The sequence below is a fragment of the Pseudoalteromonas xiamenensis genome (assembly GCF_030994125.1).
Taxonomy (GTDB): Bacteria; Pseudomonadota; Gammaproteobacteria; order Enterobacterales; family Alteromonadaceae; genus Pseudoalteromonas; species Pseudoalteromonas xiamenensis_B.
The window spans coordinates 2,412,508-2,439,203 of record NZ_CP099917.1 but is presented as its reverse complement, the minus strand read 5'-3'; the positions used below and the strand labels follow the sequence as shown (position 1 = coordinate 2,439,203).

Genomic DNA, 26,696 nt, shown 5'->3' with positions numbered 1-26,696 from the left:
TGAACGAAGTATAATGGCAATTCGAACAAAACTTTTTCATTATTAACCGCGATATACTAGCAGCGTCTGCCAATAATTGGGAGACTTAGCAGGGATAATTCAGTGAAATTATTAAAGAGATTTTTACTTTTTTGTACGTTTGGGATTGGATTTGGGCTACTTTCACTTGTCATCCTTTATTATTACGTAAAATCCGATATTCCCAGTGTCGCGGTACTCAAAGACGTGAAACTGCAGACCCCAATGCAAGTATTTACGCGCGATGGAAAATTAATCAACCAGTTTGGTGAAAAACGACGTATTCCCGTCCACATTGAAGATGTACCAAAACCCTTGATCCAAGCCATTTTGGCGACAGAAGACAATCGTTTTTATGAACACGTCGGAATTGACCCCATTGGTCTTGCGCGAAGTGCTGTAGTTTTGGTTACGACCGGCCAAAAAAAGCAAGGTGCAAGTACCATCACCATGCAAGTAGCGCGAAACTTCTTTTTAACAAGAGAAAAATCCTACATTCGAAAAATCAAAGAAATCTTCATCTCTTTGCATATTGAGCAATTGTTAACGAAAGACGAAATCCTCGAACTCTATCTCAACAAAATTGAACTTGGGAACCGCGCTTTTGGTATCGGGGCTGCCGCGCAGGTTTACTATGGTAAATCCCTAAATGAACTGACCCTTGCTCAAATGGCAATGATTGCTGGTTTGCCAAAAGCACCTTCTGCGCTGAATCCAATTCGAAATCCAGAACGTGCGATGCAGCGCCGTACAGTGGTGCTATCACGAATGTTAGCCGAAGGCTACATCACCAAATCTCAATACGACGAGGCTAAAGCAGCCCCAATCTCCGCGAAAAGACACGGTGCCGAAATTGAGCTCAATGCACCGTACATCGCCGAAATGGTGCGCTCTTACATGGTTGAACAATACGGTGAAGAAATCGCCTATAACAGCGGTTTCAAAGTTTACACCAGCGTGGAATCAACGATTCAGGCACATGCCCAAATCGCATTAATGGAAAATTTACACGATTACGATGAACGACACGGCTATCGAGGCCCAGTAAAACGCCTGTGGTTGCCTGAAATCGACCTTCCGTGGAATACGGACCTCATCGTTAAAGCACTTAAAGAACAAGAAGCCTTTGGATTACTGCGTCCTGTTGTTGTCCAATCGGTCGATGAAAAAAGTGCACAAGTCATCAATACCAAAGGTGAAACGTTGACCCTTGAATGGAGCGGTCTTGCTTGGGCAAGAGAATACATTAACGAGGATAAACAAGGTGATGCGCCGAAGTCGGCAAAGGAGATCTTAGCACCTGGTATGCTCGTGTTTGTACGTAACAAAGGTGACCTTTGGCAGCTTGCACAATTACCCGTTGCGACAAGCGCTTTGGTCTCTCTTGATCCTCAAGATGGCCGGATAAAAGCTTTAGTGGGTGGTTATAGCTTCGAACAAAGCCAATTTAACCGTGCAACTCAGGCAAAACGTCAAGTTGGCTCAAACATTAAACCATTCATTTATTCCGCGGCACTCGACAATGGGTACACACTTGCCAGTATCATGAATGACGCACCAATTAATCACTGGGATAAAAGCCAAGGCGTGGCATGGCGCCCAAAAAACAGCCCTGATGTTTATGACGGGCCCATCCGAATTCGTCGTGCATTGGCGCAATCTAAAAACGTGGTGTCAGTTAGATTACTGCGTGGGGTCGGTTTACAAAAGACCGCTGACCATCTATTGAAGTTTGGCTTCCAAGAGCAGGACATTGTGCGCAGCGAGTCACTCGCTTTGGGCAGTGCAGCAATGACGCCGCTGGAGCTCGCTCGAGGCATAAGCAGTTTTGCTAACGGCGGGAAGCTAATAACGCCCTATTTTGTTACTGAGATCCAAGATGCTTTTGGTACTACCGTGTTCACTCATGAACCTATTCTGGCGTGTGATGAAGCCATGGCGGAATCTGCAGAGCATGCATGCGCCCCTTCGGTTATTTCTGAGCAAAATGCTTTTCTTGTTGCCGATGCAATGAAAAGCACCATCCAAGGAGGAGGAAGTTGGCGTCATAAAACGGGCTGGAGTGGTACAGGCTGGCGTGCACAAGCGCTAAAACGTAAAGACTTATCCGGTAAGACGGGAACGACGAATGATGCTGTCGACACCTGGTTCAGTGGTTTTAACCGCAATGTATTAACGACAGTTTGGGTGGGCTTTGATGATGCAGGAAAACCGTTAGGTCGTGCGGCATACAACGCGAATCTTGAGCAAAATCAGCTTGCGGGCTCCGAGTCCGGTGCTAAAACGGCACTACCAGCCTGGGTAGACTACATGCGCGTGGCGCTAGAAGATGAGCCTTACGCACCAATTGAGCCACCACCGGGCCTAGTATCCGTTCGAATTGATTTGAAAACAGGCTTACTAACAAATCGCAATGACCATACCAGTCGATTTGAGTACTTTTTGCCAGAAACCCAACCCACTAAATACGTGTTAGATGACGGTACAGACACTCCTTTTGAGGATGCGCCAGTGTCAACGAATGAGCTATTTTAACTTGGTTTGTCACTGTTTTTAGATATAAAGAACGCACCTGTTGGTGCGTTCTTTATATTCAAGACGAGTTTTACATTCTAACGAAGCTGTTGAGTAAGCCAGTATAAATCGGAATGAATGCCCGCCGCAGTCACTTCTTTTCCAGCCCCTGGTCCTTGGATAACCAATGGATTGTTTTGGTACCACTGGCTACGTATCACAAAAATGTTATCACCTGGCGTGAGATTAGCCAGTGCCGAAGTGGCACCAACGTGTGCGACTCCAACTTTTGCTGTTACTTTACCATCTCGTAGCGTTAAAGCACCGGTATAGCGAAGCACACAACCTTCTCGGGCTGCTTCTTCGGCTTTCAGAGCAATAAAGCTATCCAGCAATGCTCGATTGGCCAGAAAGGCATTCCAGTCGCCGTGTGCTAGTACCTCTGGCATTAGGGGGCTTAATTCGATGTCATCCAAGTTTAGTGATAAACCAAGGTCTCGAGCCAAAATAAGCAGCTTACGCTGCATATCTCGACCAGATAAATCTTCTCTTGGATCCGGCTCGGTGAATCCCAGTGCTTGTGCTTCAAGTACCAAATCAGAGAAAGCTTTTGTACCATCGTACTGGCTACAGAGCCAAGACAACGTGCCTGAAAACACCCCTTCCACTTCAATAACGCGGTCACCACTGTTTTGTAAGTCCGCTAATGCGAAATTGATTGGCAATCCAGCACCCACACTCGTGTTGTAACGCCAATACAAGTTGCGTTCTTTTAATCGGCTTCGTAATGATTCATACCAATTTAATTCAGCTGTTCCAGCATATTTATTGGCACTAATCAAATGGCAGTCTGCAGCAACAAAGTCCGGGTACAATTGGCTAAATGCTTCACTCGCCGTGATATCAATGACTACTTTGTGCTCGTAATCTAGCTCCACGATCCGCGCGAGTAAATCTTCTTTGGCGTAAGGTAACGACTCAACGCTCCATTGGGTTTGCCAATTGTCCAAGTTAATCCCACTAGCTGCAAAAAGCATGCTTTCACTGCGCAGCAAAGCAACTACTTTTACATCGAATTGCTGTTGTAAATGGGCTATTTGGTCTTTGCATTGTTCAATAAACACTTCGCCAACATTGCCCAAACCCGCCACTATAATCGCCAATTCTTGGCCTTTGGTGACTAATTTGTCATGCAATGAGGCCAACGCGTCGCTGTCGATCAGTTGATCGGTCAGAAACAGTGCATAATCGCCTGCTTCATGTTCAAAACGAACCACAACTTCTTGCTCATCCAATAACAGACGAGCTTGCTTCTTCAAGCTGCTGACTTCGTTTTGTGCAGCCACTACTGCACAGCCGTTTAGATTCGAACCAACCAGATTTGCTCTGCCCTGTAACTGTTGTACGACAACATGAGTGAAGGCAGCTGGCACCATCAAGAACACGTCTCCAACTTGAGAAAAGTGATGAATGCTGTGCTGGATGAGCTGACTCAAATCGCGCACTTCACCTGCTTGAAGTTGTTCTACACGTAGCAAATCTTGATTTTCGAAGGTGGTGATAAAGCGCTTTGCTTTACTGTACCCTTCTTTGACCACTTCTGTTGGCGTCGCTTCCGGCTCATAACTCGAACGTACCACCAGTTTTATTTCTGTATTTTTCAATGGCGACAATGTTTTTGCATGCAATACCGGGTTACCAAGACGTGCCAATAAGTTAGCTTGTCCTCGGCATACTTTAGGGTACTTAATTGCATTGGACACTTTACGCGGATCCGTGCTGTACACACCTTGTGTGTCGGTCCAAATTGATACACTCTGGGCATGAACATAACTTGCCAACAAAGTCGCGCTGTAATCACTGCCATTGCGGCCTAGCGTTACCGTAGTTCCTTCACTGTCACTAGCAATAAAACCCGTCACAACATTTATTTGATCAATAGCGATTAGCTCGCCACACGCCTGCACATTTTTTTGCTCAACCAATTGGCCATGATGCAATGTAAATAACTGGCGGGCATCAATATTCTTTGCCGCCACACCTAAATGCTGTAAATAATGCGCAAGTAAACGAGCAGACCAAACTTCACCATGAGCCAACAAAGAAGCTTCATGTAACTGCTTTTGTTCACTTTGCGACGCAATAGCTTTTAACTCCGCGTGCAATAAATTTAATAAGTGACGCTGTAAATCCCCTTGCAGCAGCTCACTGATCAATTGCGTTTGTTGTGATTCAAGTTGCAACAAAATATCACTTACAGCCTGAGTATCGCTTTGAGTGTGACTTTGCCACAATTTGACTAGTGTATTCGTGGTTTTACCTGCCGCCGACACAACAACGCAATCGCCCGCCACACATTGACCTAAAATAATATTCGCTACGGCCTGATAACGAGAGGCCGAGCTTAAGCTCGACCCACCAAATTTATGTACTGCTTGTGTCATATTCTTACCATAGTGCCGGAGTTGCAGGCACTAAATTGAATGCCTGTAAATTATCTTGGTTGTTTTGCTGTTGCTGAGTATCTACGGATGCAACTTTTACTTCGCCAGGGCGTACCATAGTAAACGCACTTTCTAAATCGGCCAGTAAATCTCTAACGTCTTCAATACCCACAGAAATTCTAATTAGTGTATCACCAACGCCTGCCTCGAGTCGCGCTTGAGGTTCCATACCAGCATGAGTCATGGTCGCTGGATGACAAATCAAGCTTTCCACTCCACCCAAGGATTCTGCGAGCGAAAATTGTTTGAGGGACGTTAAGAATGCCGCAGCGTCATTTAATCCACCCTGAATATCAAAACTGACCATCCCACCAAAACCACGTTGTTGCTGTTTCGCAAGCTCATGTTGAGGATGAGATTTAAGTCCTGGATAATACACTTTCTTTACGAAAGAGGATTGTTCAAGATATTCAGCAATCGCTAAGGCGTTTTCTTGATGCTGTTTTAAACGAACGTTTAATGTGCGAAGTCCACGTAGCGTTAAGTAGCTATCGAACGGCGCACCGGTAATACCGATGTTATTCGCCCACCATGCTAATTCCTCGCCTAACTCTTGCGTTTTGGCTATCACGGCACCTCCAACCACATCCGAATGGCCGTTAATGTATTTCGTGGTTGAATGCACCACAATGTCCACACCAAATTGAATCGGATTCTGCAAGCCAGGCGATAAAAAGGTATTGTCTGCAGCAACCAGTGCACCACACTGCTTGGCAACATCAACAATGGCAGATATATCAGTGAGTCGTAAAATAGGGTTGCTTGGCGTTTCAATCCAAATCACTTTTGGCTTGGCACCAATCACCGTTTGATAGTTCTCTGGATTGGTTAAATCCACGACTTGCAGTTTCAGTAAACCGCGTTTTGCCAATGATGTGAACAATCGATAACTGCCACCATAGCAATCATGTGGAATAACCAATGTATCGTCATGATTTAACAGTTGTGTCACTAGGTGTACAGCCGCCATTCCCGTCGCCGTAATGATCCCTTTCGCACCACCTTCAAGTTGCGCTAAGGTATCGGCCAAAATGTCGCGATTCGGGTTTCCGCTACGACCGTAGTCATAAGCGCGCTTTACGTTGAAATCAGCAAACGAATACGTCGTCGATAAATACAGAGGCGGTACGACTGCACCGTGATGCTTATCGGCTTCAATTCCATTTCTGACTGCAATCGTCGCTTTATTTGACAGACTCATAATGACACCTAGATTTATGGATGTTTAGACGTCTAAAAGGTTAGACCATGATCTATCGGAAGTCAAAACATTTATACGCCTAAATGGCTAAATAACTAGTATTTGACTATCTTTTTTAAACCGATAAAATTTCGCCACTTCCTATTAGTACCATGCTAATACGACTGAGTTTTTGATCCAGCGCGAATGGTGAAAGCGATGCTCACAATCGAAATGTAAATCAACCTACATTTCCTGTTGAGACTAGTTTAGTATGAACCACGAATGCAGTCGTATTGGCATTACCCAACACTGAGGCAATAAAAGATTATGGCAACTTGGAATGGTGAGTATGTTCACCCTTATGCAGAACACGGTAAAAAATCAGAACAAGTAAAAAAGATCACCGTATCGATTCCATTAAACGTATTAAAAGTACTGACGGACGAGCGTACACGTCGCCAAGTCAATAACTTGAGACATGCGACAAACAGTGAACTACTGTGCGAGGCCTTTCTACATGCGTTTACAGGCCAACCATTGCCATCCGATGAAGACTTACGTAAAGATAATCCAGAAAAAGTGCCTGCCGAAGTGCGCAAGATTATGATTGAGATGGGACTTGAAGTACCAATCATCGAAGAAGATTAATTACTAATAAAAAGCCTCGCATCGCGAGGCTTTTTTCACTCTAATTGCACTGCAATTTATGCCATGTAGTTGTCTGGCATTGGAATTTGAGCAACGCCCGAATCAATCGCCGCTTGTGCGACCGCTTTAGCGATGCGAGGCAATAAACGCGGATCCATGGGTTTTGGAATGATGTATTCTTTCCCAAATTCAAGCGCGTCAACATCTGATGCTTTAAGTACTTGAGCAGGTACAGGCTCTTTTGCAATGCTGCGAATGGCTTCTACCGCTGCAATTTTCATTGCATCATTGATTGCTGTTGCACGTACATCTAACGCACCGCGGAAAATAAACGGGAAACAAAGTACGTTATTTACTTGGTTCGGATAATCTGAGCGACCTGTTGCCATGATTAAGTCATTACGAGCACTGTGTGCTACTTCAGGGCTGATTTCAGGATCTGGATTTGAACATGCAAATACAACTGGGTTGTCTGCCATCAGTTTTAAGTCTTCAGCTGAAATAAGGTCAGGGCCAGATACACCGACAAACACGTCCGCATCGGCAATCACGTCCTGTAATGTACGTTTATCCGTGTTGTTAGCAAATAGCTTTTTATATTCATTCAGGTCTTCACGGCGTGTATGAATAACCCCTTTACGATCAAGCATGTAAATGTGCTCACGCTGCGCACCGCATTTGATCAGCAGTTCCATACAAGCAATCGCTGCCGCGCCTGCGCCCAAACACACGATAATCGCATCGTGAATATCTTTACCTTGGATCTCTAGCGCATTCAGCATACCTGCCGCCGTCACGATTGCAGTACCGTGTTGATCGTCATGGAACACTGGAATATCACACCGTTCGATTAGTGCCTTTTCAATTTCAAAACATTCAGGCGCTTTAATGTCTTCAAGATTAATACCACCAAACGTATCTGCGATATTGGCAACCGTGTTGATAAAGTCTTCGGTCGTTTTATGTTTAACTTCAATATCAATTGAATCTAAGCCTGCGAAGCGTTTAAACAATAACGCTTTACCTTCCATTACTGGTTTTGATGCCAAAGGACCTAAATTACCTAGACCAAGAATCGCTGTACCATTACTGATAACCGCAACCATATTCCCTTTGGCCGTGTATTTGTATGCATTCGCTGGATCTTCTGCAATTTCACGAACAGGTTCTGCTACACCTGGGCTGTAGGCCAAAGCGAGATCCCTAACCGTTTCTGCCGGCTTAGTTAATTCGACACTAATTTTTCCTGGAACGGGGTGCGCGTGGTAGTCCAACGCTTTTTGACGAAAATCAGTCATGACGCGATTTTTTCCTGCAATGTTGAGAGTGAGAGTGAAATATCAGTATTGCTTAAATCTTACCCTAGCGGTTTAGCGTGACAACGGCGTGTCAGTAAAAATAACCTCTAGCGTTTATTCACAATACTGTTTTTTAAAATATATTCAAGCACTATCAGGTCTATCCTGTTGCCGACCTTTCGCAGCATTTTCTTAGAATATAACCCAATTTTTACTTCATTTACTTTGGCAAGGGTGCACTGTTTTTGCGACAAAATGGATAAAACTAACGCATTTTTTCATTCATAAAGTTGAATACTCAACCACTTTTTCATTCAAACGCAATAAAAAAACATAAAGGACTAAAATTGAACATTTTAGCTTCACGTTCAAAGCAATTGACTACAACTTTATTAACTACTGATAATTCAAAAATGAATACCCACCCAGTTTCAGGTCAAATTTGTGCACATTTAATCTATTGAGCACGTTGTTACGTCTGCGTATTTCCGCAAGGGATTATTGAATTTACTATAGTAAAGAAGCTGACTAGGTTCTAACACTCAGAAGAAATATTAAGCATAAATAAAATTAATAGAGTTATTACTCTATATAAACCATTCCCATCGAGCGGCGTATTTATGCGTGTTTTCTTTGGCTCTCAACAAATAAACTCGGATGTGATGAAAAGCGGAAGGGCATTTCTGCGTGTTCGAATGCACAGGAACCGGATGGATGTATACGATAACCGTTACTGAAAAAGCCTATATAGCAAAAAAGCGCCTTTAGGCGCTTTTTTTCATTACAAAACTCATCGACGAGTCTGTAATTATTTTTTGCTACCGAAAGCAGCAAAACGCTTGTTGAAGCGATCAACACGACCACCTGTATCAACGATTTTTTGTTGACCAGTGTAGAATGGGTGACACTGATTACAAACGTCTAAGTGAATGTCTTTACAAAGCGTTGAACGTAGTTCGAACTTGTTGCCACATGAGCAAGTTGCGTTGCTCGATTGGTACTGTGGGTGGATACCTTCTTTCATAGTAACCTCTGAGGTAAGGCCGTATCGCTCTCCAAACCCGAAGTCTGGCACCATACGTAGTTAAACAAATTTAGTGGTCGCGTATTCTAATGTAGAATCTGTACAAACGACAAGCAAAAAATGATCTTTTCTTTTCTTTCTGATCGGAATGAATACGGCCGCTGGGTTTTTTGTCGTGCCTTTAGTAAAGTAACGCTGTGTAATTGATTGTGTCGATATTATGAAACTCGTTGAAGTAGCTCTAAAAGTCCCGTTAAATCGAACTTTCGATTACCTAGTCGATGAGTCTCATCGTTCAAAACTGGCGATCGGCAAGCGCGTACGCGTACCTTTCGGAAAACGTGAATTAGTTGGCGTCGTGCTCGCTATTAAAGAAGACACGGCTCTTGCAGTCGACAAATTGAAATCAATTTATGAGGTCATCGACGAGCAGCCCATACTCACCGCCACGTATCTAAAGTTCTTACAATTTTGCTCTCGTTACTATTGCTTTCCTCTTGGTGAAACTCTGTTTACCGCCTTACCTGCGGCACTGCGAAACGGTGATGCCATTGACAAGCTCGCGACACAGATGTTGAAACCGAGTGAACAAGGGTCCGCAAAAGTGCGAGGTAAAAAGCAACAAGCACTGTTGGATTACTTAATTGAAAACCGAGCTTGTAGTATCGGTGAGATAAAAGCACTGGGTTTCACTCAGGCGCAAATCACATCGCTTGAAGACAAGTCTCTGGTTGAACGCTTTATTGCCCCCCGACTACCTGGCAGTCCGACGTGATCCAGATTAATCATAAGCCTGTACTCAACGCCGAACAAGCAACGGCTTGCGCCGCCATCAAACAGGTAGATGCTTTTAGCTGTTTTCTTCTGGAAGGGATAACCGGTAGCGGCAAAACTGAAGTTTACCTACAAGCACTTGAAGACATCGTGAAACGAGGCCAACAAGCGCTCGTGTTAGTGCCCGAAATTGGTTTGACACCTCAAACCGTCAATCGCTTTCGCAAACGCTTTGCTAATCTCCCCATTGCATTGTGGCACTCCAACCTCAGTGACAACGAGCGCTTGGAAGTCTGGAGACAAGTTGAAACTAACGAGTGTGCTATCGTCATTGGCACTCGTTCAAGCATATTTCTCCCATTTGCGAAACTCGGAATGGTCATCGTGGATGAAGAACACGATGCGTCGTTCAAACAACAAGACGGATTGCGCTATCACGCTCGCGATTTGGCCGCGTATCGTGCCGCTACACATCAAATTCCAATGATACTAGGCAGTGCAACTCCTGCGTTAGAGTCGCTACAACATGCCATTTCTAACAAGTATCGCCTGCTCACGTTGTCACAACGAGCACAAACGGCCACCGCAAATCAATTTCATTTGGTCGATATGAAAGGCCAAATAGCGCAACAAGGTTTTGCCGGTATCACTTTGCAAACCATCCAAGACACCTTAGCGCGAGGTAAACAGGTGATGGTGTTTCTTAATCGTCGTGGGTTTGCTCCTACACTAATTTGTCATGAATGTGGATGGTTGAGTAATTGCCATCGCTGCTCAAGCAATGCAACTTATCATAAAAGCATCGCTCAACTCATTTGCCATCACTGCGGAGACGTCAACACAATCCCTAGACAATGCCCGGACTGCGGCAGTACACAAATTATGCCGACGGGACTTGGAACTGAGCAGGTTGCCGAGTTTTTGAGTGCGCATTTACCCAATACACCCATTACTCGGATAGACCGAGATACAACTCGCAAGAAAGGCTCCTTTGAAGAAGCGCTTGAAGAAATTCGTCGTGGCGGAGCTCGGGTGTTAGTAGGTACGCAAATGCTGGCGAAAGGCCATCACTTTCCTGACGTTGCATTAGTTGTGATTTTAGATGTCGATTCGGGACTTTACTCCAGTGATTTCAGAGCAACAGAACACATGGCACAGCTCATCACTCAGGTTGCGGGCCGAGCAGGTCGTAGCGGAGAGCCGGGTAAAGTGCTATTGCAAACACATTTTCCGGAACATCCGCTACTCCAGGATTTGGTCAACAATGGTTATCAAGATTTCGCGCGTTTTGCGTTGTCTGAACGTCAAGAAGTCGGTCTACCCCCATTTAGCCATTTGGCTTTGATCCGTGCTGACAGCCATAAACTTGAACAAGTTTTGCAGTTTTTATCCGATTTAGTTCCGAAGCAGCGGTTAGCTGGTATACAATTGCTGGGCCCGTTACCTGCTCCACTTGAGCGGATCGCTGGCAAGTTCCGCTATCAGCTACATATTCAAGCTGAAAGCCGAAACGTACTGCACCACTATTTGGCGCAGTTAAGCGATTACATCAACAGTCATCCACTTGCGAATCGGATTCGTTGGAGTATTGATGTTGATCCAATAGACATGTATTGAAGACAATGGCACAGCACGACTATATCAATAAAAAACCCAGACCCAAAAAAGACGCGAAACCTGCGAAGAAACCCTTTCCAATCGTCCTTGTCGTGATTGCGACAACGCTTGTTGGGGCTTTTGGCTTTGGGCTTTGGTATGTCAAACAGCATGCCGACCCAGAACAAGTTAAACTTGCGCAGCACCCCACTGCTCAAAAAAGTCAACCAACCGTTGAAACGAAGGCGGAACCACCGCGTATGCCCGATTTCATTAAAGAAATGAAGGAGCATGAGGTGAAGGTTGAGGTCAAAGAAATGGAACAAGGCGGACCCTATCAAGTTCGTTGCGGTGCATTTCGAGAGTACAATCAAGCGGAAACACTCAAAGCGAAAATTGCCTTTACGGGACTTAGCTCTGAGGTACGTCGAGTTGAGGGAAAAAATGGCGTCTGGTTTATTGTCCGGTTAGGTCCTTATGAAACAAAACGTCTCGCCGAAGCCGATAAAAACCGCATCAAACGCTCGAAAATCATGGGCTGTACCGTTTTGAATTGGACTTGATAAAGTCAAAATAGCCCCCATATCGTCGTAATCAGTTTGTTTAATGCATCAAAGAAGATGCAGCTATAAGGATTACTATGACTACGATAGTGAGCGTACGCCGTGGCGACAAAGTTGTGATCGGTGGCGATGGCCAAGTTTCACTTGGCAACACAGTCATGAAAGGCAATGCGCGTAAAGTACGTCGTTTATACCACGGTAAAGTACTCGCGGGCTTCGCTGGCGGCACAGCAGATGCCTTCACCTTGTTTGAGCGTTTCGAAGCGAAGTTGGAAATGCACCAAGGACACCTCATGCGAGCGGCTGTTGAAATGGCCAAAGATTGGCGTACCGACCGAGCGCTCCGTCGTTTAGAAGCTTTGCTTGCAGTTGCTGATGAAACCGCATCCCTCATCATCACCGGCAATGGTGACGTCTTACAGCCAGAACATGACCTCATCGCGATTGGCAGCGGTGGCAATTTTGCACAGGCGGCCGCAACTGCACTGCTTGAAAACACCGAACTGGGCGCGCGTGAAATCGTAGAAAAAAGCCTGAAGATAGCCGCAGACATCTGTGTCTTTACCAACCACAACCAGACCATCGAAGAATTGTAATAGGACTTGCTATGACAGCTATGACGCCTAGAGAAATTGTCCACGAGCTGGACCAACACATTATCGGCCAACAAAAAGCGAAGAAAGCAGTCGCGATTGCCCTTCGTAACCGTTGGCGCCGTATGCAATTAGACGAAGCATTACGTGCAGAAGTAACACCAAAGAACATTCTTATGATTGGTCCAACGGGTGTGGGTAAAACCGAAATTGCACGTCGTCTTGCAAAGCTCGCCAATGCGCCATTTATCAAAGTAGAGGCGACAAAATTTACGGAAGTTGGTTATGTGGGCAAAGAAGTCGAGACTATCATCCGTGATCTAGTCGAAATTTCGGTCAAAATGACGCGTGAACAGCAGGCGAAAAAGCATCGTTTTCGTGCTGAAGAAGCGGCTGAAGAACGTATTTTAGATGCACTATTACCACCAGCAAAAGATGCTTGGGGTGAAGTGCAACCGACTGAAAATAACAGCACTCGCCAAGCGTTCCGTAAAAAATTGCGTGAAGGCCAACTTGACGATAAAGAAATTGAAATCGATGTTGCAGAAAGCGCTCCGCAAGTTGAAATAATGGCACCTCCGGGTATGGAAGAGATGACCAATCAACTTCAAAGCATGTTCCAAAACTTCGGTAATGAGCGTAAGAAAAAACGCAAGCTGAAAATTAAAGAAGCGATGAAGTTGCTGATTGAAGAAGAAGCTGCACGCATGGTCAACCCTGAAGAGTTGAAAGAGCAAGCTATTTTCGCGGTTGAGCAAAACGGTATCGTTTTCATTGATGAAATCGACAAAATTTGTAAACGTGGTGATACGTCAGGCCCAGATGTGAGCCGCGAAGGTGTACAACGCGATTTGCTACCATTGATTGAAGGTTCCACGGTAAGTACAAAACACGGAATGGTTAAAACGGATCATATTTTATTTATCGCATCTGGTGCGTTCCAAATGGCTAAGCCATCAGATTTAATTCCTGAATTACAAGGCCGTTTACCGATCCGAGTAGAGCTTGAAGCGTTGACCGCAAATGATTTCAAACGGATCTTAACTGAACCACATGCGTCGCTGACTGAACAGCAACAAGCCCTATTGTTAACAGAGCAAGTTAACATTGAGTTCACTGATGACGCCATTGATCGCATTGCTCAAGCGGCTTTCCAAGTGAATGAAAAGACTGAAAACATTGGAGCTCGTCGTTTGCATACAGTAATGGAAAAACTGATGGAAGAAATCTCCTTCGACGCCTCAGATAAGACGGGTGAAAAACTGGTCATTGACGCAAGTTACGTTGAAGACCATCTCGATATGCTAGTTCAAGATGAAGATTTGAGTCGCTTCATTTTGTAATGTCCTATAGGGTATCCATTGGATACCCTTTTTTCGGTACTCTATTATGTATCTCGTGACAAAGTTACATTACCACAAACAGCGTCGGTTACTCGACGTACACTTTGATAATGGTGAATTACATAGTTTTAGTAGTGAATTTTTGCGCACACACAGCCCATCGGCAGAAGTGCAAGGTCATGGCCACAAACATTCTCTTGAACCCACAAGTCTTATATTAAATAAGCAGCATGTGAACATTGAGCGTATTGAGCCTGTAGGCCATTATGCCGCAAGGCTTGTCTTTGATGATGGCCACAATAGTGGGCTGTTCAGTTGGCAATATTTTCATGCGTTGGCGAAAGAGCATGAGACATTACAAGCCGCTTATGTAAAACGCGTGAACGACATGGGTCATATCCCCATTAAATTCACCCCATAAAAAAAGGCGCTTTCGCGCCCTTTATATCTCTTTATTAGACTCGGTACTTAGCTACGGCTTGATGTAAGACACTCGCCTGCTCTGCTACCTCTTCCGTACTTTGGGCATTCGCAAACGCGTGATCTGAAGCCACTTGCGCGATATCACGGATACGCACCACGTTTTTGTTCACCTCAGACGCAACTTGGTTTTGCTCATCAATTGCAGTGGCGATGTGTGTACTCATGTCCATGATGGTTTGTACGTCACTGGTAATTGACTCCAGCAGTTGCCCTGCTTTTTCCGCCTGAGACACACTCTCATTACCCTGACTACGGCATTGCTCCATAATGTTTACCACTTCGCGCGTGCGAACTTGCAACCCAGAAATAATGCTTTCAATTTCTTTCGTCGAGTCCTGTGTGCGCTGTGCAAGCGACCTTACTTCATCCGCAACCACCGCAAAACCACGACCTTGTTCGCCTGCACGAGCCGCTTCAATGGCCGCGTTTAGCGCAAGTAGGTTGGTTTGCTCAGCGATGCCTCGAATAACATCCAACACCGAACCAATCGTTTCCCCGTCGCGCTCTAATTGAGACACCACTTCCGATGCTCCACCCAGCGAACTGGAAAGGTGCATAATCAATTTGATCGTCGCCGCCACTTCTTGGCGCCCTTGCTGTGCATTCACGTTGGTTGATTCTGCTTTTGTCGCCGCCGCTTCGGTATTATGACTAATATCCTGAATCGTTGCTTGCATCTCTGTCGCAGCTGTTGCCACCATATCCGCTTCATGCAACTGTTCACGCATACCTGAACTTGTTTGAGTCGAACTTTCGGTCAGATTCTGAGTAGCTTCATTTATCGTCGTCAACGCATTATTAACCTCCGCAATGAGATTGCGGAAGTCATCAATAAGACTGTTGAAGTCTCCCGTCATATGGGTGATTTCGTCATTGCCAGTCTGCTCAATGAGCAAAGATAAATTATTCTCGCGACGGATGCGCTCAATGGTCTGATACACACGCTCTACCGGATTGATAATGGAGCGACTTGTCGAAAGCACCAACAACATCACAATGATTGCTGCAGCAATAAAGACTGCAATCGCAAACATTTGCGTATTGCGAGCGTTCAACTGAGTTTGCTCTTTAGCCAAATTTACCACGAGCGTGACAACTTGGTCGCTTTCCTCAACTTTGGCTTTCATATTACCGAGCAAACCTGACTCAAGATTTAAACCAAGCTGAACTTGTGCATCAACCAACGCATTAAACTTAGCTTTGTAGACATCGACCAATGACAGCAGCTCAGTTTGCACATTGGAGCTTAACCCACTGGCTCGAATAGCGGTCTGAAATCGCGTAATCAGTTCATTGAACGTATTTCGATATTTATCGTCCAAACGGAGCATAAAATCTTTTTCAGTGCGTCGTAACTGCAACATCACTACCAGCAAACTATCGCTCGAGTTTTGTTTCAGTAGCGTTTCAACTTCATGCACTGCACCACGTAATTCGCCGTACAAACCATCTTTTGGGTGTAACCCGATGGTTTTTTGCAGCGTTACAACGGCTTGAAAGGAATCGTAATACTGTTTCGCCAAATGCCCGAACTGCGAAGTTTCCGTTTGTTTAATGTTTAATGCTTTAAACAAATCTTCTAGCTGTTGAGCTTTTGAATTCAGTTGTTGATACTCCTTATCAAACTTACCTAGCGCGTCAATGTCCTTATAAAACAAGAAATTTTTCTCATACTTACGCATGCTTAACTCATGAATATCGAGTTCTTCAGCAAGCTGTATGGTTTCATTGAGCTTCAACATGGTTCTGGCTTCATAAATGATGACCAGAAGCATGACAACCATTGCCACACCAACGACAAACGCGTTGATTTGCAAACGGCGCTTAATGGTAAAGTTTTCTAAAAAGCCCATTCGCCTCACCTTACGTTACTAAAACAAACACAATTATAGTCGTATATTCAGGCAATTGCGTAATACTAAGTTGCAATTTAACGGACAAAAATCTGCTTCAAATCAAGTAGCTGTAACGTATTGTAACTTTGGAACAATCCATTAGGCGGCATGACGCTTAGAAAAGGCGACTTGTTGCCACAATCGATGGTGGATCGTGTCGACATCTTGCCATTGTTTTTTGAGTAACCAATCGATTAAAGGCGATGGATCGCTCGGAAACTGGCAATAACCTTCACCGGTCGATTTCATCCAATCATCTAGGGCATTTGGGTTGAGGTAGTTCATAGATTGAGCGAGATTCAACTGCTCCAGAGCGACAATATTCGCTTGCTGCTCAAATTGGCCATGCAGCGGCTTTAGTAAGAGCTTCTTACCAAGCTGCAATGCTTCAGTAGAGAGTTCAAAACCGGCATTCGCGACCACACCACTTGAGTTGGTTAAATCACGTAAGAACCCCCTCTCGATGGAGCTCGCAAATGAATATGCTTAAGTGACTGATCGGTTGCTTCAGGGTGATAGCAATAAAACTCTTTATCTGGAAAATCGTTTAAGAAATCCACCACACTGGAAAGCTGCTCAAAAGGTAAATACACCAACACCTTGTTTGCGATGGACGGGCAATAGGTATTCGCTGGAGTGTGCGTTACAAAAGGAGGCAAAATGTGTGAATGGTAAGGACGCCAATGGACACCCAGATACACATCTGCTGGCGCAAAGTTTCGGATCAAGGCTCGGTGAAAAAACTGATTTCCAGGCGAGGGAACTGCGTCGTGCAGAAATGAGGCTTGATGACTCATCGCCACTACAGGCACGCCTTGTCGGCGCGCAGCCCAAGCTGATAGAGGCTCGAAGTCGTTAAACACCAAGTCATACTCAGAAACATCAAGTTTGTTCAAATCTTTAAAGAATTGACTCACCCCGAGTTGTTTAGCGGTTTTCCAAACTTTGATGCTGCCTTGTTCCGTGACAAACGACAGGCCCGCGCGCGTTCTAAACTCACCAAACGCCTCCATATCAAAGTACTTATCTTCAGAACGACCACTAAAGAAATAGTCAACTTCCACACCTTGCGCCGCAAATCCTTCCGCCATCATCCTCGCTCGCGTGATATGGCCATTCCCTGTTCCCTGCACACCGTAAAGAATTCTCATACTTTTCCCTGTAGATACAACGCCAATTCCGCACAACTCAGACCCAAGATAGCGCCTGCTACAATATCGAGAGGATAATGTACGCCCACGACCACACGTGAAATTGCGACGCCACTCGCCCAAACGTATAACATCAGTGCAAACTCTGGAAAGGCGGCAGCCCACAAGGCAGCAAACAGAAAAGCACCTGCACTGTGGCCCGATGGCAAACTAAATCGATCACTAGGCGTTAAAAAGGCCACTTGTTTAAAGCAATCACAGGGTCGAATTCGACCTATGTATTTTTTACAAATGAAGTAAACGGGGCGTTCTATGGCAAACCCAAGTAACGTTGTGATGAGCAAAGGCACGCCAAGTTCCGGCACCAAATAGGCAAACCCGAAACCTAAGATGACGTACATGCCACCATTACCACTTTTAGACAGCGTCAATGCGATGAGTCGCACCACTTCTGAACGTTTTGGTTTAAACAACACAAAATACAGCGCCGTATCAAATTCGCTTAGCCAGGCTTTCATTGCTTTTCTCTTTTTAAACACCTTGCACACAAATTCAGCATAGGTGGAAAAAATAACAACTAGGTGACAGTTTTAAGACATTAATATTGCGTACAATTAATGGGATTGATATGGCCGTTGATGGGAGTATACTGAGTCCAACAACCATAATATTTCAGAGGAAATCAGGATGGATTACAGCACTTCCGATCTGTGCGATCATTTTGTCGATGTTGTTGACGTGTTAGAACCAATGTTTGTGAACTTTGGTGGGCGCGCGTCTTTCAGTGGCCGTATAAAAACGGTTAAATGTTTTGAAAACAACGAAATGATCAGAGAAATCTTGCAACAAGATGGAAGTGGTCAAGTACTTCTTGTTGACGGTGGTGGATCAACTCGTCGCGCGTTAATTGACATCGATGTGGCTGAACTCGCGTTTGAAAACAACTGGGAAGGTATGGTTGTTTACGGTGCAGTTAGGCATGTAGATGAGCTAGAAGAACTCGACCTCGGCGTTCAGGCCATTGCGTCTATTCCTGTTGGTGCTGATAGTCTTGGTGCTGGTGAAGTCGGTGTACCTGTAAACTTTGCAGGTGTGTCATTTTTTGATGACGACTACTTATATGCAGACAGCACGGGGATCATCATATCACCTGAAGAGCTACTCCTAGAAACGCTCGAAGAAGACGAGGCTGACGAGTTTTAATGAGTAGTCCGTTAATCTGCTACCGTGAGAGTGACATCGAGTCATACACGGTAGCTCGCGCGAATGAAATTCGCGTTTGGCAACAAGTCGCCTTTCTCGATCCCAATAGCCACTACACGGATGCGTTAAAAGATGCCGCTGATTTTGGTATTCGCTACGTCTTAGTGGGTATAGCTGAGGATATAGGTCCACGAGCTAACTGTGGATTGGGTGGTGCAACGGAAGGCTGGAAAGCCTTCTTAAAACGCTTTTTGAACATCGCCAGTAATCAATTCCTCGATGCAGGAAAAGTACTCTTACTGGGCGAAGTCGACTGTCGGGATTTGCAGCAAGCCGCCGATTTAATCAAATCAGGCGAAGCGGATGAACTAAAGACTCTTCGTGATTTGTGTGAGCTGCTCGACCAGCGGGTCAGTGAAGTATTAACGGCAATTTTTAAAGCCGGCTTGGAACCGATTGTGATTGGCGGTGGACATAACAATGCTTATGGCATTATTAATGGTTTAAATCGAGCTCGCCAACAAAAGGTCAATGCGATTAATTTTGACCCTCATGCTGATTTTCGTCCATTAGAAGGTCGTCATAGTGGTAACGGTTTTAGCTATGCACATCAACACAAGTTGCTGGCCCATTATCATGTTATTGGTATGCATGAACAAAAAAACAATCAGCATATTTTGAATGGACTGCACGAAGCAAATGCGGGATATACGTCCTATCAAGATATTTTAGTTCGTCGCAAACTGAATTTAACCACGGCGTGCAAACAAGCATTATTGGATTTTGATACGCGTTTACCATTGGGTGTTGAAGTCGATGTTGATGCAATTAGCGGAGTCCCAGTCAGTGCCTTTACTAATTGCGGATTTACGGCCAATGATGCGGAGCATTTTGTGCATTTGGCCGCGAGTGAAAAACATGCTGCGTACTTACATCTGTGCGAAGCGGCACCAGGTAACCATCCGCTTGGCTTGGCACAAGGCATGAATGAAGCAGGTCAAGTATTAAGCGCGCTAGTTTGTAGTTACTTACAAGCCAGACAAGCTCGACTCGCTATAAGCTGAAGTGGGATGCTCTGCATTCCACTGCTTTAACCAAGAAATCATACCTACACTACTTAGTGGTCTTGCGAAGTAATAACCTTGTGCCCCATAAGTATTTAAGCTTTTCGTAAAGTTAAGCTGCTCGAGTGTTTCCACACCTTCGCACAACACTTTACTGTTTAACTGTTGCTGCATTTCAACTACACCCCGCACCATTGCTTTAAACTGACCTTGATGCTGGTGCTCTCGCGTCAACGATTGGCCAATTTTAACGTAATCGACAGACAACTTCGGTAACTTCGCCAACACTAGCGGTGCCTCACCAAATCCATCCACACAAAGTTTAACGCCAAGGGATTTTAGGCGTGCAATCATCGCGATTTCTTGCGGTGTCAGCGACAAAAATAACGCCGCTGGACATTCGATAATAAGTGAACCTGGGTTAAGCTGATGTTCCTGCAATACGCTATCAATAAACTCAATAAACTCTTCATGAAGCATCTCTGGGCCAAAAACATTCAAGCTAAGCGGAATGGATAAGTTTTCCATCTTTAATGCCATCGCAATTTCAGCGGCACGTTCAATAACAAACTGCGCAACGGGTAATGCGAGACCTGATAAGCGAATGTCATCAATAAACACGTTGGCAGCTAAAATTCCTTGTTTAGGGTGCTGCCATCGAAGCAGTAATTCGAGAAACTCAATGCCACCATCTTCGTGTCGAACAATCGGCTGGAAATACAATTCAAATTCATTGCGAAAGTCCGCATGGACAAGTTCCGCAAGGCGAGCCTGCTGCTCTTGCTTTAACGTCCGAATTTGTGGTTCATACGGGCAAACTTGCTGTTGAGGGTTACCATCCAAGGCTAAAAAGGCGTAGTTTAATATTTGGTCAAAATCACCATGAGCTTCGTCGCAACTGACATAACTCGCTCGCGCCTTAATTTCCAATGTACAGTTGGCGACATTAAATGGCTTCAGCGTGTTGTTAAACACATCGTCAAGTAACTGTTCATGCAAATGCTTGTGAACGTCGAGCCGACATAGAAATACAAAGTTCAGTCCACCTAAATGAGCCACTTTCTCATATCCTTGGCTACATGCAATCGATACCACTTCTTTGTGACGAAGTTGTTGACGTAGTCGATTCGCGGATTGCACAAGTAACATATCCCCGTAATCACGCCCTAGATGAAGGTTAATGTCTTGGAAACCTTCTAAGCGCAATAACACCAACACAGCAGGTATTGGCTCTGCAACTTTCAAATTGAGGAAAGCCTGACGCAAACTTTCTTTGTCTGCTACGCCCAAAGGATCGATCATTCGTTTTTGACGTGGAAGTGCGCTCTCAATATTGAGCGGTGCAGATTGCCAAAATAAGTTGATTTGGAGCAGTAAAATAGGAAGTGCAAACCACAGCACGGGCCAATCTGCCCGATAGTAAACACTTATTAATGCAAAGGTCAGTAACGAAGCAAGGCTTGTTACAGCAATTTGTGGAATGACTTTACTTCGGATAGCAATAAATAACTGCGACAACATGAGCCCAGCTAACACAAATGATAGCCACATTGTGCCTGAGCTAAACATCGCCAGTGTTGCAAGACTGGCGAGGACAAGCAGGCACTTTTCAAGTAATGGTCTGCGATAAAACACCGTTGCAAAAACGCCCATTAAGAGCGCCCCTGCGAAGCAGGCTTGTAAAGATCCGGATGCAATCCACTGAGACATCTGTGTCGGTACGCCTATTGCCGCACTTACCAACCCAATCAAAGACCCCATATTCAAACCATTGCTAAATCAACACTATTGAATAAGTTTACCCAAAATCCAGAGATTTAACAGATCATTTACGCCAAATTGATAGCTCAATTCTGCTGGGTGTTGAATATTCCACATTGCTAAATCGGCACGCAATCCAACTTGCAACATACCTCGGTCGCCAAGACCCAAAGCTTTCGCCGCATTAACAGTGACACCAGCAAGGGCTTCTTCAGGCGTTAATCGAAATAATGTACACCCCATGTTAAGTACCAGGCGCAGTGAACAAAGGGGTGCAGTGCCTGGATTAAAATCGCTTGCTAATGCCATCGCAACATTATGCTCGCGAAGTAATGCAATCGGCGGTTGCTGTGTTTCACGCAAGAAATAGTATGCCGTAGGCAGCAATACCGCGACCGTGCCTGCACTCGCCATGGCAATCACGCCAGTTTCATCGAGGTATTCGATGTGATCGGCAGACAAGCCCTGAAAGGATGCGACCAGCTCTGATCCATGCTGATTAGACAATTGTTCCGCATGACATTTCACTTTTAGGCCGAGCTCTGTCGCTTTATTGAAAACGCGTTTTGTTTGCTCGAAACTGAACCCCACGTTTTCGCAAAAAACATCCACTGCGTCCGCTAACTTTTCCTGTGCAACTTTTGGCAACATGACATCGCATACTAAGTCAACGTACTGTTCTGCCCTGCCTTTGTATTCAGGTGGCACCGCATGAGCTCCTAAAAAGGTGCTCTGAACAGTTACTGGATGATGTGTATCGAGCAAGCGATTCACTTCCAATAACTTAAGCTCATTTTCTAAATCCAGCCCATAGCCAGATTTGCTTTCAACCGTCGTCACCCCTTCTTTCATCAGACTATTTAGGCGTGTTTTTCCCAAAACAAATAAAGCTTCAACGTCAGCTTGTCGTGTTGCTCGCACGGTGCTCGCGATGCCGCCACCTTGAGCTGCGATTTCTTGATAAGAAACGCCTTGTAAACGCTGTTCAAACTCTTGCGCACGGGAACCCGCAAATAAGATGTGAGTGTGGCAATCAATAAGCCCCGGTGTAATCCATGCACCTTTCCCTTGAATAACGGGTGTCGACAGTGCGTCGAACTCAGGCAATGCATCCATTTGACCTAGCCAAATGATATTCCCATCTTTTACAAAAATGGCAGCTTGCTCAATTGCACCGTAAGGCGCCGCGATACTCGGATCCATCGTGGCAAGGTTTACGTCGAGGATCACTAAATCAGGGTTGTGCATGGGGTTACTCCAAAAAATTTTACTGAAGTGTAGCAAGCCGTGTTGTATATACAAGAGAAGCGTGCCATCTTTACTGTCAGCATCGACCAACATGACATCAAGAAGAACACCATGCAGCCAAAATTTGCGCTCATCAAGCAGCATATTATCGACAATATTCGCGCTTACAAATGGCAAGAAAATGATAGGGTTCCGTCAGAAAACGAACTCGCAGAACAATTTCAAGTTAGCCGCATGACCGCACGCCGCGCATTGACTGAATTGACCGATGCTGGAGTTCTAAACCGCAGCCAAGGGCTCGGCACCTTTGTAGCAAGTTTTAAGTCACAATCCTCCATGTTGGAGATCCGCAATATTGCCGATGAAGTTGCAGATCGCGGCGGCAATTACTCTTGCACCGTATTAACACTGGAGTCAATGTCGGCCATTGCGCCTATTGCTATCGCACTGGGTGTAGAAATAAACAGCCAAGTTTACCGGAGTGTCTTAGTTCACAACGATACCGAACAACCTCTTCAAGTTGAAGAGCGCTTTGTAAACCCAAAACAAGCACCACATTATCTGCAGCAAGATTTTTCTCAAATCACACCGCATGAGTATCTCACGCAAGTTGCGCCACTTACAGAAGCACGCCATACCGTAGAAGCCATCTCTCCAAACTCAGAGGTGTGTCAATGGCTAAACCTCTTTAACGAAGAGCCTTGTTTGCAAATTATCCGTCGTACGTGGTCTGCTGATGGCATTGTTAGCTTTGCACGGCTGATTTCACCTGGCAGTAAATACCGTTTGGGCGGTCACCTGACTTTCCGCCGCTAAGAAAACAGCGAACACACGAAGAGAAAAGCGGACCGCTTTTCTCTTCAAACAGTTGGGTCGTTAGATAGAATTGGCGTAACGCAGTCCAAGTGCCTCAATTGCACTGCCATCTATCACTCTTTGTTGTGTCTGTTGACTCATAAACTCAGGCATGTCGGTTCCTTTTTCGCCACAATGAGCTTGATAGTACTCAAATCGAGTCGGGTGAGCTGGGTAACACACGTTATAAATGTCTCGAGCTTCGCGCCAATTCGACAGCACAACATCAATTGCCGCGATGACATCATCTCGGTGAACCATATTAACGAGAGCTTGAGCCGAACTGCGTAACACTTTTCCTGCCACAAATTGCCCTGGTTCACGCTGTGGGCCAACGAGTCCAGCCAGTCGAAGTACTTTTCCGCCAGAAGACAAAACTTTCTGTTCAGCTTCTTGCAATACTTGTATTCGACGCGACGTTGGTGCAGCCAATGCGCCGGTTTCATCATAACGTCCGTCTTCTTCGGCATACACGCCCGTACTGGAACACAACAAAAAACCCCTGCATTTCATGGTGTTCGATAAACTAAGGGCCGCATCCAACATCGCAAGATACGATGAATCGGGATCACTTGCTCTTGGTGGGATTGCACAAACCCAATACGCGTCTGCCAACGTCAAATCATGGACCATTTGCTGGCCTTCGAGCGTAAATACTTTCATAAATGGTTCAGCAGACGGCGAGCGACTTGTCCCTTCAACATGATATTTTTTCTTTTCAAAATAGTGACATAGTGGTTTACCTAACCACCCTGCACCTAGAATAATTATTTCAGCCATTACAAATTTTCTGACTATACTTTTCTAAGATATTGGATGAATGTCATTGAAGCACAAATAAGCTGAAAAGTCTTACCGCAAACGGTAGCAAAGTGCCGTCAGATATGGTTTTATACTTGGATGAGCTCTATCCAATAACAATAATCCAGATAAAGAGATTGCCATGCTTGATAATCTGTCCTTTCGCCAAAAAATATTGGTCCTAATCGGCGGTACGATCGGTATTTTATTGATCGTCGCATCAATGTATTTCGTGAATCACATTGCCGATTTATCTCGCCAAGGTGTGCAGCGTGAAGCACAAAGCTATATTCATTCCGAAAAACTCTCTATGGAGTCGTATTTCAAGCAATATGGCAGTGTGGTAGAAACGTTTGTAACCAGCCCGCACGTTTTAAATTGGTTTACCGAATACTCACAAAGGGAAAGCGATCTTTCGAAAGATAAGGATTATCAAGAAGTCAACGCTGATTTTGTACGGATCAGCGGCCGTGATGAGAATTTACATTCTGCGTTTTTTGCTTCCGCAAAAACAGGGGAATATTTCAAAGAAAACGAACGTACCTCAAATTATAAAGAGGGTGAACCCTACTTTGCTTACAAGCGCCCTTGGTGGCAAGAAACGATGGCAAAAGGCAAACTTTTTGTTGGTGCGGTCTCTGTTGATATCAACACCGGTGCGGTCAATGCGGTAGTTCAACAACCGGTTTATAACGATGCTGGGCAACTAGTAGGTGTAGGTGGTGTCGACCTTAAGCTGAAAAAAATCAGTGAGCTGGCCGAAAACATTCGTTTTTCAGGGCAAGGTTTCGGCTTCTTATTAGATGATCAACTCAAAGTCGTTCACCTATCAAAACGTACGGGGCACAAGCTGTCTATTACAGATGAAGGTCCAAAAGGAAAAGAAGGGCTCGACGCGCTTGAAGCGCAATTCCCAGCAACGAGCGGCTTCAAATCACTCAATCAACAAATAAAATCGACACCGAAAGGCAACAGCATTGTGACCTTTAACGGTGAAGAATATTACGTGGTTTATGATTCATTGAGTTTAGATAAACCGCTGCTTGATTGGCACGTTGGGATTTTAATCCCCATGAGCTTCATTGAGGCGCCAGTCGAAAAAGCCGTCATGACGACCGTGACGACCGTAATTGTCATTCTCGGCATTGTCATTGCCATGATTATTCTTGCGACAAACATGATCACCAAACCTATCGTTGTGCTAACCAAGACGATGCAGGACATTGCCACAGGCGATGGTGACTTAACGCGTCGTATTGAAATCGACAGTAAAGATGAAATTGGTCAACTTGCTCTACACATGAATACCTTCATCGACAAACTGCGCGCGATGATGATTGATACTGCGGCACAAGCTTCCCAGTTAGGCAGTGCGTCGGAACAATTACGAGAAGTATCGAACAATACTAACCATGAGATCCAGCAAGAGAAAGAACAAGTCGATAGCGTCAGTGCCGCGGTTACTGAAATGGCGGCTACGGTTCTCGAAATTTCTCGAAATGCTCAAGAGACCAATCATGCAGCAGAGCAAGTGCAACGTATGACAGAAGATGGCATGTCGCGTTCTTCTCAAGCTCAAAACGTGATGACCAATTTATCCAGCCACATCGGTGAAGCGGCAAAAGTTGTTGCTGGTCTTGAACAAGAAACCAGTAGCATTGGCGCTGTGGTGGACGTCATTAACAGCATCGCTGAGCAAACTAACTTACTCGCACTTAACGCGGCTATTGAAGCTGCCCGTGCCGGTGAACAAGGTCGTGGTTTTGCGGTGGTTGCTGACGAAGTGCGTTCTCTTGCAAGCCGTACACAAGAGTCTACCGATGACATCCGTAACATGATCTCGCGCTTGCAACAAATTGCACAACAAGCTTCAACGATGATGCAACAAGGTCAAGACCAAGCGGAAGGCTCAGTCACTCAAACTCAAGAGGTGCTTCAGGCACTGCAAAATATCATGGATGCTGTGACGGTTGTTCAAGATCAAAGTCATCAAATCGCAACGTCGACAGAGCAACAAACGGTGGTCGCTGAAGACATTAACAACAGCCTTAACTCAATCAATGAACTCGTCAACAATACGGCGCACCATGCCGGCACATTAGCGTCGGAAGCCAGTGATTTGAATGATTTGGCCAGAGCGCTCAACGCTTCAGTGAATCAATTTAAACTCTAATTAC

The 26,696-nt window shown here is 45.1% G+C and carries 19 protein-coding genes and 2 pseudogenes; 11 read left to right on the top strand and 10 right to left on the bottom strand.

What is annotated here, in order from left to right:
- Positions 1-102 precede the first annotated feature (102 nt).
- Positions 103-2,553, top strand: coding sequence for a penicillin-binding protein 1A (locus NI389_RS11305; RefSeq protein WP_308360017.1), 2,451 nt, complete (start codon positions 103-105; stop codon positions 2,551-2,553).
- Between the two features lie 77 nt (positions 2,554-2,630).
- Here NI389_RS11305 and metL read toward each other — a convergent pair whose 3' ends face one another.
- Positions 2,631-4,976, bottom strand: a complete 2,346-nt coding sequence (gene metL / locus NI389_RS11300) for a bifunctional aspartate kinase/homoserine dehydrogenase II (RefSeq protein ID WP_308360016.1) — start codon at positions 4,974-4,976, stop codon at positions 2,631-2,633.
- Positions 4,977-4,980: 4 nt separating this feature from the next.
- Positions 4,981-6,237 (bottom strand): cystathionine gamma-synthase, encoded by a 1,257-nt coding sequence (metB, locus tag NI389_RS11295; protein WP_308360015.1) that lies wholly within the window; start codon positions 6,235-6,237, stop codon positions 4,981-4,983.
- 309 nt (positions 6,238-6,546) lie between these two features.
- On the opposite strand from metB, the gene metJ reads away from it, so the two are divergent.
- Positions 6,547-6,867: a met regulon transcriptional regulator MetJ gene (gene metJ, locus NI389_RS11290; protein WP_208842132.1), complete on the top strand. Its 321-nt coding sequence runs from the start codon at positions 6,547-6,549 to the stop codon at positions 6,865-6,867.
- 56 nt (positions 6,868-6,923) lie between these two features.
- On the opposite strand, the gene NI389_RS11285 is transcribed toward metJ, so the two are convergent.
- Complete coding sequence (locus tag NI389_RS11285; protein WP_308360013.1) at positions 6,924-8,165, bottom strand: malic enzyme-like NAD(P)-binding protein; 1,242 nt, start codon at positions 8,163-8,165, stop codon at positions 6,924-6,926.
- A gap of 808 nt (positions 8,166-8,973) precedes the next feature.
- Complete coding sequence (gene rpmE / locus NI389_RS11280; RefSeq protein ID WP_208842130.1) at positions 8,974-9,189, bottom strand: 50S ribosomal protein L31; 216 nt, start codon at positions 9,187-9,189, stop codon at positions 8,974-8,976.
- Between the two features lie 220 nt (positions 9,190-9,409).
- On the opposite strand from rpmE, the pseudogene priA reads away from it, so the two are divergent.
- The 5 genes and pseudogenes from priA (at position 9,410) to NI389_RS11255 (ending at position 14,479) form a co-directional block, all read left to right on the top strand.
- A pseudogene (priA, locus tag NI389_RS11275) lies at positions 9,410-11,580 on the top strand (primosomal protein N').
- Between the two features lie 5 nt (positions 11,581-11,585).
- Entirely contained in the window at positions 11,586-12,122 is a 537-nt protein-coding gene (locus tag NI389_RS11270) for an SPOR domain-containing protein (protein WP_308360011.1), read from the top strand.
- A 77-nt stretch (positions 12,123-12,199) separates the two neighbouring features.
- On the top strand, positions 12,200-12,718 hold the full coding sequence (gene hslV / locus NI389_RS11265) for an ATP-dependent protease subunit HslV (RefSeq protein ID WP_208842127.1): 519 nt from the start codon (positions 12,200-12,202) through the stop codon (positions 12,716-12,718).
- Positions 12,719-12,729: 11 nt separating this feature from the next.
- Complete coding sequence (gene hslU, locus NI389_RS11260; protein ID WP_208842126.1) at positions 12,730-14,058, top strand: HslU--HslV peptidase ATPase subunit; 1,329 nt, start codon at positions 12,730-12,732, stop codon at positions 14,056-14,058.
- Between the two features lie 46 nt (positions 14,059-14,104).
- The gene (locus NI389_RS11255) at positions 14,105-14,479 is read left to right on the top strand and encodes a gamma-butyrobetaine hydroxylase-like domain-containing protein (RefSeq protein WP_308360010.1); all 375 of its coding nucleotides are present in this window, start codon (positions 14,105-14,107) and stop codon (positions 14,477-14,479) included.
- Positions 14,480-14,513: 34 nt separating this feature from the next.
- On the opposite strand, the gene NI389_RS11250 is transcribed toward NI389_RS11255, so the two are convergent.
- From NI389_RS11250 to NI389_RS11240, 3 genes and pseudogenes are all read right to left on the bottom strand, one after another.
- A complete protein-coding gene (locus NI389_RS11250) occupies positions 14,514-16,394 on the bottom strand; it encodes a methyl-accepting chemotaxis protein (RefSeq protein WP_308360009.1) in 1,881 nt (626 codons plus the stop codon).
- A 141-nt stretch (positions 16,395-16,535) separates the two neighbouring features.
- Positions 16,536-17,587 (bottom strand): annotated as a pseudogene (locus NI389_RS11245) (MJ1255/VC2487 family glycosyltransferase).
- The gene (locus NI389_RS11240; protein WP_308360008.1) at positions 17,584-18,105 is read right to left on the bottom strand and encodes a phosphatase PAP2 family protein; all 522 of its coding nucleotides are present in this window, start codon (positions 18,103-18,105) and stop codon (positions 17,584-17,586) included. The pseudogene NI389_RS11245 and the gene NI389_RS11240 overlap by 4 nt, the downstream one beginning before the upstream one ends.
- Positions 18,106-18,274: 169 nt before the next feature.
- Here NI389_RS11240 and rraA point away from each other — a divergent pair, with 169 nt between their 5' ends.
- Complete coding sequence (gene rraA, locus NI389_RS11235) at positions 18,275-18,790, top strand: ribonuclease E activity regulator RraA (protein WP_308360007.1); 516 nt, start codon at positions 18,275-18,277, stop codon at positions 18,788-18,790.
- A complete protein-coding gene (locus NI389_RS11230) occupies positions 18,790-19,854 on the top strand; it encodes a formimidoylglutamase (protein WP_308360006.1) in 1,065 nt (354 codons plus the stop codon). The genes rraA and NI389_RS11230 overlap by 1 nt, the downstream gene beginning before the upstream one ends.
- On the opposite strand, the gene NI389_RS11225 is transcribed toward NI389_RS11230, so the two are convergent.
- Together NI389_RS11225 and hutI are read right to left on the bottom strand one after the other, a co-directional pair.
- Positions 19,819-21,615, bottom strand: coding sequence for a GGDEF domain-containing phosphodiesterase (locus NI389_RS11225; protein WP_308360005.1), 1,797 nt, complete (start codon positions 21,613-21,615; stop codon positions 19,819-19,821). The genes NI389_RS11230 and NI389_RS11225 overlap by 36 nt on opposite strands.
- A gap of 24 nt (positions 21,616-21,639) precedes the next feature.
- Positions 21,640-22,863, bottom strand: coding sequence for an imidazolonepropionase (hutI, locus tag NI389_RS11220; RefSeq protein ID WP_308360004.1), 1,224 nt, complete (start codon positions 22,861-22,863; stop codon positions 21,640-21,642).
- A 111-nt stretch (positions 22,864-22,974) separates the two neighbouring features.
- Between hutI and hutC the strand changes: the two genes are divergently transcribed.
- Positions 22,975-23,679 (top strand): histidine utilization repressor, encoded by a 705-nt coding sequence (gene hutC, locus NI389_RS11215; RefSeq protein WP_308360003.1) that lies wholly within the window; start codon positions 22,975-22,977, stop codon positions 23,677-23,679.
- A gap of 60 nt (positions 23,680-23,739) precedes the next feature.
- Here the strand turns inward: hutC and NI389_RS11210 are convergent, their stop codons facing one another.
- On the bottom strand, positions 23,740-24,498 hold the full coding sequence (locus tag NI389_RS11210) for an NAD-dependent epimerase/dehydratase family protein (RefSeq protein ID WP_308360002.1): 759 nt from the start codon (positions 24,496-24,498) through the stop codon (positions 23,740-23,742).
- Between the two features lie 163 nt (positions 24,499-24,661).
- Here NI389_RS11210 and NI389_RS11205 point away from each other — a divergent pair, with 163 nt between their 5' ends.
- Positions 24,662-26,692, top strand: coding sequence for a methyl-accepting chemotaxis protein (locus tag NI389_RS11205; RefSeq protein ID WP_308360001.1), 2,031 nt, complete (start codon positions 24,662-24,664; stop codon positions 26,690-26,692).
- The last annotated feature ends 4 nt before the right edge of the window (positions 26,693-26,696 follow it).